Origin of the sequence: Chania multitudinisentens RB-25, from assembly GCF_000520015.2 — a bacterium.
GTDB classification, from domain to species: Bacteria; Pseudomonadota; Gammaproteobacteria; order Enterobacterales; family Enterobacteriaceae; genus Chania; species Chania multitudinisentens.
This window is the reverse complement of sequence record NZ_CP007044.2, coordinates 148427-163096: the sequence shown is the minus strand read 5'-3', so window position 1 is coordinate 163096 and position 14670 is coordinate 148427. Positions and strand designations below refer to the sequence as shown.

13 protein-coding genes are annotated in these 14670 nt (G+C 46.7%); 1 reads left to right on the top strand and 12 read right to left on the bottom strand.

The features are described from left to right. Positions 1-8 precede the first annotated feature (8 nt). From Z042_RS00620 to Z042_RS00580, 9 genes are all read right to left on the bottom strand, one after another. Entirely contained in the window at positions 9-1079 is a 1071-nt protein-coding gene (locus Z042_RS00620; RefSeq protein WP_024912511.1) for a pentapeptide repeat-containing protein, read from the bottom strand. Further along, the gene (locus tag Z042_RS00615) at positions 1076-3616 is read right to left on the bottom strand and encodes a DUF2169 family type VI secretion system accessory protein (protein ID WP_024912512.1); all 2541 of its coding nucleotides are present in this window, start codon (positions 3614-3616) and stop codon (positions 1076-1078) included. Before Z042_RS00615 ends, Z042_RS00620 begins: the two co-directional genes overlap by 4 nt. 156 nt (positions 3617-3772) lie before the next feature. Continuing rightward, positions 3773-4159 (bottom strand): DUF3592 domain-containing protein, encoded by a 387-nt coding sequence (locus tag Z042_RS00610; protein WP_024912513.1) that lies wholly within the window; start codon positions 4157-4159, stop codon positions 3773-3775. Between the two features lie 10 nt (positions 4160-4169). Continuing rightward, complete coding sequence (locus Z042_RS00605; RefSeq protein WP_024912514.1) at positions 4170-4610, bottom strand: hypothetical protein; 441 nt, start codon at positions 4608-4610, stop codon at positions 4170-4172. Between the two features lie 84 nt (positions 4611-4694). After that, complete coding sequence (locus tag Z042_RS00600; protein WP_024912515.1) at positions 4695-5081, bottom strand: DUF3592 domain-containing protein; 387 nt, start codon at positions 5079-5081, stop codon at positions 4695-4697. A gap of 108 nt (positions 5082-5189) precedes the next feature. Continuing rightward, complete coding sequence (locus Z042_RS00595) at positions 5190-5585, bottom strand: hypothetical protein (RefSeq protein ID WP_024912516.1); 396 nt, start codon at positions 5583-5585, stop codon at positions 5190-5192. Positions 5586-5871: 286 nt separating this feature from the next. Continuing rightward, complete coding sequence (locus tag Z042_RS00590) at positions 5872-6201, bottom strand: hypothetical protein (RefSeq protein WP_024912517.1); 330 nt, start codon at positions 6199-6201, stop codon at positions 5872-5874. A 25-nt stretch (positions 6202-6226) separates the two neighbouring features. Next, positions 6227-6592 carry a DUF3592 domain-containing protein gene (locus Z042_RS00585; protein ID WP_024912518.1) on the bottom strand — a complete coding sequence of 122 codons (366 nt, stop codon included), beginning with the start codon at positions 6590-6592 and terminating at the stop codon, positions 6227-6229. A 24-nt stretch (positions 6593-6616) separates the two neighbouring features. Next, positions 6617-8983 carry a type VI secretion system Vgr family protein gene (locus Z042_RS00580; RefSeq protein ID WP_024912519.1) on the bottom strand — a complete coding sequence of 789 codons (2367 nt, stop codon included), beginning with the start codon at positions 8981-8983 and terminating at the stop codon, positions 6617-6619. Here Z042_RS00580 and Z042_RS00575 point away from each other — a divergent pair. Next, positions 8970-9182 (top strand): hypothetical protein, encoded by a 213-nt coding sequence (locus Z042_RS00575; RefSeq protein ID WP_024912520.1) that lies wholly within the window; start codon positions 8970-8972, stop codon positions 9180-9182. The two genes, Z042_RS00580 and Z042_RS00575, sit on opposite strands and share 14 nt — an antisense overlap. A gap of 668 nt (positions 9183-9850) precedes the next feature. On the opposite strand, the gene Z042_RS00570 is transcribed toward Z042_RS00575, so the two are convergent. Genes Z042_RS00570 through Z042_RS00560 form a run of 3 tightly spaced genes read right to left on the bottom strand, consistent with a single transcriptional unit; the run spans position 9851 to position 14624 of the window. After that, positions 9851-10513: a fimbria/pilus periplasmic chaperone gene (locus tag Z042_RS00570; RefSeq protein ID WP_024912521.1), complete on the bottom strand. Its 663-nt coding sequence runs from the start codon at positions 10511-10513 to the stop codon at positions 9851-9853. A gap of 9 nt (positions 10514-10522) precedes the next feature. Next, positions 10523-12169, bottom strand: a complete 1647-nt coding sequence (gene ecpD, locus Z042_RS00565; RefSeq protein WP_024912522.1) for a fimbrial adhesin EcpD — start codon at positions 12167-12169, stop codon at positions 10523-10525. Continuing rightward, positions 12159-14624, bottom strand: coding sequence for a fimbrial biogenesis outer membrane usher protein (locus tag Z042_RS00560; RefSeq protein ID WP_202901330.1), 2466 nt, complete (start codon positions 14622-14624; stop codon positions 12159-12161). The genes ecpD and Z042_RS00560 overlap by 11 nt, the downstream gene beginning before the upstream one ends. Positions 14625-14670: the final 46 nt, after the last annotated feature.

Below are 14670 nucleotides of genomic sequence, written 5' to 3'. Positions count from 1 at the left end.
TTCCTTAATTAAACTCGGCTTTGGCGCTGAGCGCCCCAGGTTTCTGCTGCCAGCAATTCCGGGTCGTTCTCCAGAATTCCATGACGATCCGAAAAATGAGAACCCGCCTGGTGCGCACGATGAAAACGAGTGCGCATAAAATGCGCCTGGCGGAAATCAGTGCCCTGGACGTCAGCATAGGAGAAGTCGGCATACGTCAGATCGCTGCTATTAAACGAGGTATTCGCTGCGCGCGCCTGTTGCAGCACCGTTTGATATAATCGGCAGTGCGAGAAATCAGCCCGATCCAGGCAGGCCGCGACAAAAATAGCCTGATCAAACAGGCTGTGCTGGCAGCGGGCATCTGCCAGATCGGCACTGATAAACAGGGCCTGACTGGCGTTAACGCCTTGCAGCAGCGCGCGTTGCAGCGAAGCCCCTTTAAAATTGCACTGGATCAGTTGGCAATGGGAGAAATTCACCTCATCCAACTGGTTATCGGTGAATTGACAGCCTTGGAAATGCTGATGCTGATAATTTTTGCCGCGTTGATCGCATTCGAAGAAGGCTGCCCGATCAAACTGGCTGGCACTGAAATCGGTTTCGCGCAGATCGAGGCGGAAAAAGGTGGTCAGAAGGCTGTTAATGTTATCCAGCTTTGCCTGCGCCAGTGACGATTGGTAAAAAGTGACCCGATCCAAATGCGCATGGCTGAAGTTCGCCGCCTGTAACGATCCCTGCATAAACTGCGTTTTGTCGTGCCGACAGTGATTGAAGTTGGCGTTATCCAGCAGACATTGGTTAAACATGCATTCAACGACGGCGGTCTGATTGAATTGGCTCTCGGCCATTTCACACTGATTGAAAATGGTCTGTTTCAGGGTGGCCTGCCCAAAGCGGGCTGCGGTCATTTGGCATTCATTGAATACGGTTTCATGCAGGTTGGTATCAGTGAAATCAGCACCGCTGAAATCAGCTTCGCTGATGATCCCGCCAGACAGATCCAACCCTGCCAACGATTGACCGGCAAGAGAGATGTTTTGTACTGCTTCACCCTGTTTGATTTTTTTCTGTAATTCTGCGGGCGTCAGCGTTTTCATATCAGTTCCTTATCCCGCTTTGGTAACGTTTTGGTGCGCTGGGTGTACGCGCCATCAATCTTGCTGGTGGCATCAATGGTTGATTGCGCCATATCGGTGCGAAACAGGTTGGCCCCGCGCAAATCAGCACCGCTGAAATGGCTTTTTTGCATGATTGCGCTGGTTAAATTGCTATCGTTCAGTTTGGCACCCCGTAGATCCGTGCGTATAAACAGGCTGCCAGCGGCATTCATTCGGCGCATATCAGCGCCCTGGCAGTTGGCTTCACTCAGATCGCTGTTGTCCAGTTTTGCCAGGTGAAAACAGGCACCGCTTAATGGCATGAGGCGCAGGTTGCACTGCGTTAGCGTTGCATCTCGGAAATCTGCGCCAGTCAGTACGGTTTGGGCAGCGAAAGAGCAGGCGAGCAGGTTGGCTTGCTGAAAACGAATGCCCTCTGCCTGGGTTTCAACCCAAGAACAGGTGTCCAGCTTGGCCTGGTCAAAAACGGCCCGTTCCAGGGTGCATTGGATAAACGCGGCTTTGGTAAGATGAGCCTGTGTGAAGTCCAGCTCGGGGGCCGCCATTTCCAATAACAGCGTGTTTTCGATAACAGCGTGGTGGAAACGGCAACGGGCAGTATAGGTGTGATACAGCATCAGCTCCGCCAGTTTGGCATGATCAAAGATGCAGTTTTCCAGCAAAGCCTCTTGCAGCAATACGCTCTTTAAGCTGGCGCCGGTGAAGTTGCTATCACGGCACTGTGCCAGCGCCAGGCTGGCATGGTCCAGGATCGCATCGCGCAAAGAGGCCTGAATGATATCTGCACGTGCCAGCATCGCGTGGCTGAAGTTGGCCCCATCCAACTGGCAGTGGCTGAGGTTGGCGCTTTCCAGCAGCGCTTTAGAAAAGTTCGCGCCGCGCAGATCCAGGCCGGAGAGATCGGCACCGGTAAAATCCAGGCCGCTGAAGTCTCCGCCACGTTGCATGGTGGCCTGAGCGCGGTTGCGGATAATCTGGGCAATATCGCCTTTCAGCTTAGGTGCCGGTTTTTGCGCCTGCACCGACATCAAGTACATTTGATGGAGTGAGTCTTTGGTTTGTGTCAGTTTTTTATCAGACATGCCGTGCTGATGGTTGTGCAACATATCCAGCATGCGGTGCATGCTTTCCGGGCCTGTAGGCGTATTGGCCAGATTGGCCGGTTTATCAGGATCGATGCCACGTTCCCGCGCTTTGGCCATTGCTTCTTCGCGCATTTTTTCAGCCTGTAGCTCCATCTTTTCGACGAATTCGGCCAAGTCTTCCAGCGCTGGCAGATCTGTGGGTTCAAAGGCCGGAATGAGCGTGCTGATATCTTGCCCCCGTTGTTCCATGCGCTCACGGTGTTCCTCGCGCAGGCGTTGCTCCCGGCCTTGTATATTACCGCGCATCGGGCTCTCACTGGTGGGGAGCTCGGTATCCAGCCAGGGGCCAATCGCGTTTTCAGGGAGCAGATCTTTTTCACGGAACGCGAACAGCGCCCCTTTCTCTTTATCCAGGCGCTGGCGCAGCACTTTGCGGTAGTGGTTGACCGAACGGGGTGAACCGGTGCGTTCCAAGGCCGGCATCAGTTGCAAAACGTCGGCGGCGTCATCTTCATTGATACGTGCGCTGCCATGCCAGATCAGTAACATCTGCTCAAGATGTGGGAAAAACCATACCGTGGTATGACGCAGGGCTATTTCTTCAAAAACCTCCTCATCCCCGCGTAACCGGTTGATAAAACAGCGGGAGTGCCAAGGGGGCAGGCGGCCTTCCTGTATGGTTTTTTCCGGGTGCATATTCCAGATACGCCAGGGCGCTTCGGCCGGTAGCGCATCAAGATTTTCCCACCACTGATCCTGTGGCGCAGCATTGAATAAACGCCAGTCAATATCACGCGCGAAGCCAGGGAATTCATGCTGCAACCAGTGGGCATCATACTTTTTACCGATGCGGGAAAAACGGCGCGGCCATGTCAGATCCAATGGGCCGAAACTGGCCGGTTCCGGCTGTTGGCGTGGCGAAGTTAGCCGCCCCTGCAAGGGTTCGATATTGGGTAGGCGATGAATTTTGGTATTCTCAAATGATTCTGGATTTGCTCCGATACCGTGAGGATTTTCGGGGTGTTCAAGCCCACCGAAGGCACGGCTCCAATCCAGACGCATTTGCTGAAAGGGGAGGGGGGAAGAAGGGGCATTATTGACCCAGTGGCGTTCACCAAAGGCCACCAGGGTTTTTTCGCGTTGTTCCAGTTGGATCTTCACCGCGCAGGCGGTTTTTTCTGCCTGATGGTGGGTGTAGGCGTAGCCCGTAGCCAGGAATTCGGCACAGGCTTTGGGGATCGCCAGATCGATAATGCCGCCGCTGGTGCGTAACTCAGCTTCGGCAAGCTGCCAGAGTTCTGGTTCCGGGCGCAAACGCGGGGCACTCCCCATATCGGCTAATGCCAATACAGAGACACCAAGATAATTTTTTTCCTGCCATCGATAAGGGCGGTTAAGTATGCTCAACCGGAGTGGTTTGATGACCTTCATGGTTTATAGACGTCCGTGTTTACAGATTAATTAACGAGGTGTGAGTTTTATCTAATTCGCTGTATGTACGTTTGTTTGTTAATTGTTTCTTTCTTCTTTGAGAAATGTTGAATCATTAAAGATGTAAATAGAAATTTTGATAGTATTTTGCGGTTGTTAATACTGACTCTCTATGCCTTTTTCTAAAATGAGTACTTCTGTTGGTTCATTTGGGTTGTAAATTACTTTAATTGTAGAGCCAGGGGAGTATTTTTCATGTTCTAAAATAGAGCGGCTAAGTGTAATTTCTAATTTTGAACTTATGATTTCACCATCGTTTGTTTTGAAATTTAGCGATATCAGTAGAGAGAATTTACCATTACGATCAACTGATGTCCTTTGTGATGATTGAATAGTTGCTATTGTTGATATCCCACCGTTGGACAAGTTTTCGTTTCTTTTTGTGAGCTTTTTAGTATTGATTGTAGCGGATATTAAAGCATATATAATAAGGACTGTTATTATAACTGAAACTATTTTACCTATTAATATGATAATATCCATATTTTCCCTGTTAGATAGCGTTCTTAGTGGGAGTCCTTAAGGTTTTATATACGACGATATTATTCTTGTTTTCTGGTATATACTTTACTGTAACCTCACTACCCGATCTATAATCATCAAGAGTCAATGGATCTGCTAGAATGGTTGTGGTGACAGTAAAAGGAGACGCATTTTGGGGGAGAATCTCCAGTTCCAGATCAAGGCTTCTTTTTCCATCAAACAGCAGATTGGATTTACCTGCGGTCAATGAGGATCTTACCACTTTGGCCCAGGCTTCTACACCGTGATTCATTGCCTGTTTTTCACCTCTTGCCCTATTTAGTTCAAGTTTATTACTTTTAATAAAGGTAAATAAATAATACAGCAATAAAACAATAATAATAGCAATGATAGGATAAGCCCAAATGGAGTGTTTGGTCATTGCTATAATGAAGTCGAGCAAGTTAGTCATCTGTTTAAATATACCCTTTAAAGCGAAAGGACGATGTTCTTCGTCTGTTGCCCCTCTAAAAACTCTGTAATGTACATAATAAAATTATTTTGCTTTATCTCGACTTAATGGATGCGGTATATCTGCCACTATTTTTTGTGGATTTTCTTTTAGGTATTTTATAGCCAAGGATTCCCCTGGCTGAAATTTTGGTATATCTACGGAGGAAATGGCTGTTTGTGTATTTGTGGTAATGTTAACATTAACGTGTGTCGTAAACTTTACGGTTAGCTCAACGTTAATAAAGGCACTATTTTTTCCTGACTGGCTTTTAATTCCTGTTATTATTGCTGTTGCTTTTACACCTTCTTTTTTTATTTTTTTCGTTTGGTTACTGCCTATGCTTGTTTTGTAAAACAAATATGAAAACAGCAGGATCATAAAGGTTGTAATAAAATATGTGAAATAATTCCAAGTGTCAGTAGAATCCACGGGGTGTTTTCCTTTAAGGATAAACTGAGAAGTAAAGAAAACGGACTATAGGATATAACCCAAAAATGAACACTAGAATAATTAATGAAGTGATAAGGAGTCCTGACATTATCTATCCATCGAAGAATATCTATCCATTCCAATTATCGCTATTTTTTTAGGTGGTACGCCCTGGTATTTTATTGTGACGCTTTGACCTTTTTTGAGTAAAGCTGCCTGCGAGATTTTTACTACGCCCGCCGCATTATATGTTTTTTCCCTACCTTCTAAATCACAGCTAATGACAAACGTGTAAAAGTAGTCAAAGTTATGCATAGCTCGTGCTTGTTTCCAACTAATTAATTTTGCAGTCATCATTTGACCTTGCCATTGATCTTTATTGCTCCAGTCCTTGATTAAGCGGAAATCTCCCTTGTTTACTTTTATTCCTTTGAATGCAACGATAACAATCAATACAACAAATAACCAAGCAATAACAGGGATGTATCGTAATGCTATTTCCATGCAACTTCCTCACATAAAATGGTATAGAGCACTAAGCACCAAGTATTGAAGACTACTTTCAACTTTAATTAGCGATCTTACATGGTTCATAGGCGTTGTCACTATACTAGCCAAAGAAGTCGAAACTGAAAAAGGAGTTAAAATAATACTCGTCATACTTCAAATAACATAGGTGTTGGCTACGCATAGTTACTCAGCTCATCCATGAGTTTTACCAGTTTATGTTCTTGGTGATTTTTGGGTTTTCGACCTGCATGTAACTCTAATTATTTAGAATATATTTATATTACTCAAGTATAAAAGCCATTTCGCTTGGGTTTTCTTTTAAATATTTTATTTTTACTCTCATGCCTTTCTGTAATTGGCTAGAGTAAAAATTTGGTACGATTTCCGTTCTTTCTATTATTTTTGTTTCATTTGTTTTTTCATCAATATATGAAAGTATAAAGAAAATTTTTGAACCACCAGTTTGGTTTGAACTTATGTATCTATTTTCAATTATTTCAGCGGTAGTTATTATCCCCTCTTTTTCTATCTTATTATCTTTATAAAATAGGCGACCTATAAAGAATAAAATTGCTATGGCTAATAACGAAAAGATAATAGAGTCTAGCATTTTTTCCTGAGACTGTACTCAGCCGTTATGTGTTAGTCAGTGGGTTTAAAATAGCATCATTGGGTTTGTTGTGAAGGTATTTTATATTTATTTTTTCTCCTGGCTGGTATTTTTGCATATCCAGTATTTTTATTTGTGGCATTATACTTGTTTCTATGGTTCTTCCAGATTTTTCCAGAAATGAAATTTTTATGGTTACGTTGATATAGCCATTACTTCCTCCTGGATTTTGATTAATAGCGACTATAGTAGCTGTAGTACTTATACCATTTTTTATGTAGTTGCGATGCTTCCCTACGAATAAAGGGAGTACTATGGTTTTTATAAAAAAGACGACAACAACAATAGCAATTAAATGTGGAATGTATTCACGGAATATCGAATGACTCATATGCAGCCCTTATTATGGAGTTTGTTATCCAAACAAATATAATGCGGTGAAGTGGCTGATGAAATTTTTCCTTTTCATTTCAAATCCGAAGGCTTTGGTGACCAACCCTCCTTCGTCAATTTCTAAGGTAAAGGGAGTGAGATCTACCTTATACAGATTAGTTTCAAATGCACTAGTGTTTGCAGTTATACTTACACCTGTATTAATACTAGATGACTCTATCCATGTTACATTATTTTCAAAAAATTGGGTGTTAAATATTTTTGTCCCATCTGCATTAACCTCTGGAGCAATGATATCTATCTTTGTTGCACTAGTTATTGTTATGTCACTTTTAGGGGATGTTATCTCTATCTTACCACCTACTTTTTGGTTGTAGTTACCGGTAATATAGAATGAAGTATCACCACCGATGTAGTTAGTTACATTATCAGTAATTGTTTCAGTTATATTACCCGTAATATCTTTGGTGATATCTCCATTCACAGTTTGAGTGATATTTCCGGTAGTTGTTTGTGTTACTTCACCGGTAATCGTTTGAGTGACATTACCAGTTGTTGTTTGAGTGACATCTCCCTCTATCGTCTGGTCAACGTTTCCAGTGGTGTTTTCTGTCACATTACCATCAAACGTTCTGTTGATATCACCCGTGATCTTAACAATATCCCCACCGCTATGGATGGTGAATTCACGGCCATTGGTGATATCGACCTGTTGTTTATTATTAAAGGTGTTTTTTTCAAGTTCTTCGACGGTGATATCGCGTTTTGAATTATAAACAAAGGTGGCATCACCCATCACGGTATCGAACTGCTGCCCGCCAATGGTGGTGGTTCGGGTACCGTCAATGGTAATATTTTGATCGCCTTCGACGGAGATATTCATCTTGTCTTCGGCATGCATATCAAATGATTCACGGCCTGGGGCATCTTCAAAGAACAAATAGCTGGCATTGTCTGCGCTGCCCTGGGTGCTGCGTGACATAAAGCCCATTTTGGTGGCATCGTTCGGGAGATCCCAAGGCGGCATACTGTCTTCGTTATAAACACGGCCAGTGATTAACGGGCGGTCGGGATCGCCGTTGATAAAATCCACCACCACTTCTTCACCGACCCGGGGAATCTGTACGCCACCGTATTTCCACCCGGCCCAGGAGCTGGAAACACGTACCCAGCAGGAACCACTGTCGTCACCTCTGCCATGGCGATCCCAGCGGAACTTTAATTTCACCCGGCCATATTTATCCGTCCAGATGGGCTGGCCTTCTGGCCCCACTACCTCTGCGGTCTGCGGGCCATGCGTTTTTGGCCAAGGCGTTATACGAGCAGGGCGCCAGTTTATGCTGTTGGGTACAACGGTAAATTCGGTACGCTGTTCGCCACTTTCCTGGTGACTGCTGGCATAACTGCTTTCGCTCAGGAAGTAGTGGGCTTCAACGACCAGATATTCGCGCTGGTCTTCCGCCCGTGGGGCATTGGTGAGGGTAAAAGTATGGCCGGGGGCAATGCCCAGAGTGGAACCATCGCCGGTCATTTTTTCGTGCTGAGCCTCAAATTCCTGCTGGCGCACGCGCACGTAAAATTGACCATGGTCATGATCGGTAAAATGCCCTGGCCAGTCGAACACTTCTGCTTTATCGCCAGCAAAAGACGTTGGGTTTTGGCGGGTTTCTAGCAGGCGCGCGCGCGGTTTACGGAAATCGTAATCATCCAGGCTATACAGGCTGGGGGTAATGGCATCAGAAACGCTCCAACTTTGGATACCGTTGGTGTGATTATTCGTTTCTCCTTCTGTCAGCAAATAAGGAATAAACTCATAGCCTGCCAGCTTATTATGTGCTTGTGGTGCATCTGCTAATACCAAAGTATGGTTGCCCATCTCATGGCGGAAGAAATAATAGATCCCTTCGTGCTCCATTAGCCTGCTAATGAAGTTAAAATCACTTTCCTGGTATTGGACGCAATATCCCCACTGTCGGTAGTTCCAGGTGAGTTTGTTTTCTAGTTGGATTTGATAGTCGGAAAGGATACTGGCAATGATTTCAGGAACGGACTTTTCTTGCCAAATACGAAAGTCTCTGTTCTGTGTCAAATACCACAGGCCAGGTTGAACCGTTGCGCGGTAAATGTAATAGCGCTCGCCGCTTGGCTCTCTGCCCACCAGCGTCATGCGTGTGATATAGCCATTTAAATATCGGGAGGGAAGGGGGGGAGAACGCAGTTCTACGGTAAGAGATTTACCGAGTAAATCTCTAAGAGAGATGTTGTTTTTGGCACTTAATAGTTCAACTTCAAATGAAAATGGCTCAGAAACCTTTTCACTACCGATAAGTGATTTAAATAACAGCATATTATCGGCTAACGGAGTATGTGCCAAGATGGTTCTGTTCATCGAATATCCTTATCCTTCAGACATAGCTACCGCACTGAGTCTGCAATGGCAAACCCAGGTTATGTACATTTCTTATCCGCACATCAACGATATTGTTGTTGGTTCTACCAGAGAAGTTTATGGCACGATTCAGTTATACAGCGGCTTTCCCGCGAAGGTATCAGGCCCGCTGGCAAGAAACACCGTAAACGGCTACTGAACGGCTCGTAAAGTCATCTCTATTGGTGGGCTTGTTAGTCACCCAGCACGAACTGTCATTGCTAATAACGCTGATTCGTGCTCAACATCGCTATGGCTTTATTTTCTAATTTAATTCCATATAAATTAATGCTTGTAGATTAGAAGCTATTTTTCTTATGTGTGTCAAATATATTTTATATATCTATAAAATATATGAGAGTCCAAAGTGGTTTCAATAGAGAATGCTTTTAAATCAAGAAAATTATGCGGTTGGGGAAGAGTAAGGCGTTAGCATTAGCTATGCTAAACTAAAGAAATGGATCGCCATGTGTTAACCTTGAAAAGCCTGACAAAGTGGCCGTCTACCATCGGCTGAGCAAGAAAAAATAATGTACATACCCAGTAAGATATAAATATCAACTTATTACATTTACCGTTTAATTTATTTTTAGTTAAAAAACAAAATATACAGCTACTTGCCATTATTTTTTAGAATAAAAGTTCAGTTTGGCAAAAATTATACTATTTATGTTTACTGAGCCGCGATGAAAACGCAGGCTATGTTGCTTCCAGCCTTCCCCATGGCCCTGCTGTTTTCATTGGGCCTCTCCCCGTGACTTCAGTGGCTTCAAGCTGCTGGCTATTGGCAACATCCGTATCTTGCCAAGTGGGGAGCACGCCCGCGGCTTATCCGTTGCAGCTTTTATCTACATTGATAAAGGTTTCGTTATAAATGATGAATTTTTGCCCTTTCAGTTTGATACCGGGATGAGTCAAGGTATCCCCTGGGCGTAAGTATTCAGTGGTCCCTTCTTCATCGGTACTGTTGCAGCCCGGTTTTAATAGAAACTTAAAGAAGGTATTGCCCGTGTTTTTAATTGTGCCGCGCTGTTTGTCAAGTTGATAAGCAAACTTGGTTTCGCGCGGTCTGACCACCAGAATGGTATCCATCACCACGATCGGTTCCAAACTGACACCGGCTTTGTCCTGTTTTGCTGAGTCAAGGGTGTTGGTGGGGATTTCGCGAAATGCCACACGATAATAACGTTCTTTATTATCTTTCGGCCCATGATAATAAAATTTGTAATATTCCCCTTGCCCGGCTTGCAGAGTCAGTTGTTTGGGAGCAAACAACAGTTCCCCATCTGCCGGGCGGCTGCGTGTTTCCTGCTGCCCCGGTTTATCGATGGCTTGAATCGATACCTGATAAATGCGGGCGCTGTTGTTATTGTTCAACACCCGTTTTGCCACAAATGCCTCATCCTGACTCATGGCAAAGGTCATGGGACCCACATTGATCGCACCAGCGCTTAGCGGGAGGCACAGGAGCCAAAGCAGCAGAGTTTTCACATCATCCCCTTAATTGATATTGCGCCAGGTCGCCTCAACGCGGATCTCACCTGCGGCGCTGACATCACCATACCAGCCATTACCATCAACGGTTTTCTGCGAGATCGGGTTGTTCATCGGGATAGTAAATTTAACCTTGGTTTTATTCATAATCCCGACATTGCCCGAAATATCATTCCACGGCGTGCTGCTCCACAGGGCATTCGTCATATCATGCGCTTGGCCATCACACCCGGCGTCAAACGACTGTTCTGTGCCGGTACTGGTCGTAATGCTGAGGCTCGCCGGGAAAGGTACTCGCGTCGCCGCATCTTCCGAAGAGAGAATACAGTAGCTGCGCCCCGCCAGTGACTGCGTTGGGCCTGTTGCCATGATTTTGACCGTGTCGGCGCTGGTTTTGCCACTGGTCGTCACGATATAGCCAAACTCCAACGGCGGCTCCGACGTGCCCACATAGCCTTCGCGATGCGGGTTGTTACTGAAATCGTCAGAAATAATACTGATGCTGAAGTCACGCGGTTTAATGATCAACTGGTTCGACGTCGAAAACTCATACCAACCGGACTCCGGTGAAGTGGTATTTTGAAAACGGAAGTTAACCAGGTCATAGGTTCCACCGTCTGTGATCCCCAAACTCACCATTTGTTTGAACAAGTTACTGGAAAAGAACACGTAAATCGCGTTACTGCTCTTCAACTCATTAAAAGTATAGTAGTTGGCCGTACCTGAGGTGGTTTTCCAGGTATTACCGTTCAAGCTGAACTGTAAATCGGCCGCGTTAGCGACGGCTGCCAGCCCCGCATGGTTGATGGAGGGGAAGACATGAATCGAGGTATTGCTGACGCTGCCATCCGTTTGCAAGTCATAGTTAACCATCTTGCACATGATGCCACTGCGGGCACCGATGGTTTGCGTCTTGCAGTCCGCATTTCCTTCACCAATGATCGGTATGCCATCACTGTTAACGAACACCTCAGAGACCGCGTTGGTGTTGAGGAAACGCAGGTGAGCCGCCTTACTGTGGCTCACGGTGCGCCGATACCAGGTTCCTTGGGTCTGGTTCTGGCAACGTCCACCGCTGCTGGCACTGTAGACAACGTTAGTTTGACAGCCATTGATCTGCATGCTGAATGTGTCTCCCGTTCCCATTTGCTTGAGGTATTGGTAAAAACTGGGTGACATCATGCCATGCATCCATTTCGCACCACCAGCGGTTACAACCGCCCCATAGAATCCTTTTTCATCGGTGGTTTCCGGCAGAATTAGACTGGTGTCCATGTTGCAACCGGCGTACCAGTTAATGCAGCGCAGGCCCAGGAACGGGTTTTTGATAGGGGCATTTTCCAGCCACATATCAAACCGGTTGTTGGCTGTCAAACCATAGTTATAACCGTTGTCGACATAGCCCAAGCTCTGCTGGTAAATCGTACCGGAGCCGCCATATTTCAGGCCGGTCCATTTATTGGCCCCCGTCATACGCGGGTCAAGCCCAGCCGCAGGCGTAACGAAGAAGTTATCGTCGGAGTTGTTCTCAACAAAGACAAACTTCATTGCTGCCGCATCCGCCAGATTGGTCGGGTTGACCGCCAGCGCCGGCGCAGTAGCCATCAGTGCGCTGAGTGATAACACCAGGCGTGCTATTTTTTTAGCCTTCATTACGGTCTCCTGTTTGCCCATTGCTGGCATAGGTTCTCAGCCCCTGGCAAACTACGTCGCCAACCCAGACGGCGCCTTGTGCTTTGGCCAGATCCAGTTCCACCTCACAGGTTTGCCCCTGGCTGTGAGTAAAGTCGATCACCGGGAATTTTTTATCCACATCCATCACAAACTCACCTTTTTCATCCGTGCGAGTGCGCCCGATGTGGTTTTTGATATTGGCATTAGCCAGTAACGTTCCATCTTCTGCCTTGATACGGCCAAATACCGTCACCATCTGTTTGATTTGTGGTTCAATCACCGCCACGTTACCGGGATACAGCGTCAAATTGGTTTTGCGTTTGGTGACGATATCGAAACTTTCCACTGAGTTTTTATTATTCATTAACTCAACCACATACTGACCATAAGGCGATAATGGCAGATAGTTTTTCTTGCCGGTCAGTTTGATGACTCGCCCATCCACGCGCGCAGTCAACATCCCTTCGTTTTCCAGACCAGTATTGATGATAATCCCGGCGTTGCCTTCATTTTGCCCACTTGCTGCAATGTTACGGCCTTGCCAACCCATGCTGCCATTGGCCGTCAGGCTGGTGTTGACGAAGCCGTCGGCAGAACTGCTGACGTTGAGCGTCCCCGCAGAGTATTTGGTATCAAAACGCGCATAAGCTCCGCCGTTGAAGCGGTTATCGCCGTTGGTATCCCCTGAGATAGCGCGTGAAACGTTGGCCCCCACGGTGCGGATTGGCCCGTTGGCGATCTCTTTGCGGGCGGCAAGGTTGGCGGTGGTATAACCATTCTGGTTAGAGACACCGGCGCTAAACCAGTTGCCCATCGGTAATGAGAAATCAAGTGCGACATACTTACCGGTATTTCCCCCGGAGCTATTGCTGTTGTTGTTGTAGCGCTGAACCCCGACACGCAGATTCAATGTCCCGTAACGGCCGCTAAACAGGTTCTGGGAGTAATCCGCATTGTAGTAATGGCTGTTGTTTCTCCTGTCATCGTTGTAACTCACGCTCAGAGTGCCAAGCTGCGGGGTGAGCACGCCCAGATTCAACGAACCGCCAATCGCCCGGTTATGCGCATCGTTCTGGCGCAGTTTGTTACCAATCATGGTCTTTTCTTCGTTTGCCCACAGCGAACTGAAACCGCCAGGCAGGGTAGCGCTAACGGTATTGATCAGGCTCCATGAATTATCGGATGCCACCATGGTCTGCGTGCTCAGTTGAACGGCTTCGGTGACCGGTACGCTGACGCGCCCTTCCCCGACCTGGTTACTGTCCAGTGAATAACCAGAAAGCGCCCAGTTCAACATCTGCAAATTGCCCGCAGCAGAAGCTCCGGCCAGATAGGAGTCTTTCGCCGCGCTGGTGCGGTCATTGTCGCTACGCCACTCATTCATGCGTACCAACCCACCCCAATACTGCCAGGACACGGGTGCTCCGGCGGCATGTAATGGACTATAGAGCTTGTTAACCCGTTGGTTACGTCTATTGATCACCTGACCATTGACCACCACTTCCACCTGCACGTCGTAAATACCATAAGGCAGTGTGCCGGTATCCACTTCATGATTACCCATGGCAAAATTCTGTACACTCAGCAAACGCCCGTCACGTGACAGGTGAACCTCACCCGCCGCAGGGAAAAAGGCAACAATCGGAGTCAGTGATTGGGTGTTATCCAGTACGGTCGAGCTGGCGCGGTTGCCATAGGACATACCATAGATTTTGCTTGAGTTGATGGTGGTGACCGGGCCAAGCGATTGCAAATTCCAACTGTCCAGCATGCCTGCCGCAAAACGTCGGCCGGCAAAATCACGTTCATACATCACTTTATAGAGTGTGCTGTTCTGGTTGCTGGTGCCGATCCCATAAACGGAACCGTTCACGTCGACATGGTGCTCACGCAGGGCGGTAACGCTGTTCAGTGAGAGATAGCTGGAGGTAAAACCTTCACTGGTTTTGCTACGGTTGTCGTAAATTCCCAGATTGTAGTTTAACGAGCTACTGAGTGAATCGACGCTGGATGCGCCAATATCGCTGGTGCGCTCACGAAATACCGTGCCCATGGCCGATTCGTTGACCACCAGTTGCAGATGTAACTGGCGAAAATTCAAGGCCAGCCAGGCATCGTCTGCCAACACAACGCGTTGCTTATCGTCAAAGGCGGTATTATCCAACGCATTGAGTTTCTTGATCGTCGCTTCCGTCAGCTGCGCGCCGCCTTCATTGTCTTCCAGAATAATCTGGCGTATTTTCAGCTGGTTATCATCCAGTAACAACACTGCATGCCCAATGCGCTGGTCATCTTTTACCGTATTATTTTTCTCAAAATGCAGCAGGATCGGGATATTCATCCCTTCGCTCAATGCCGCCCGAAAAGCCTGAGGGATCAGAACGCCATCAATTTGGTTCAACCCCGCAGCAAAAGCGGATTGTCCAAGAAGCATAGCGGCGGGGGTGACAAGCGCCCCGGCAGTAACCAATGTTTTTAAT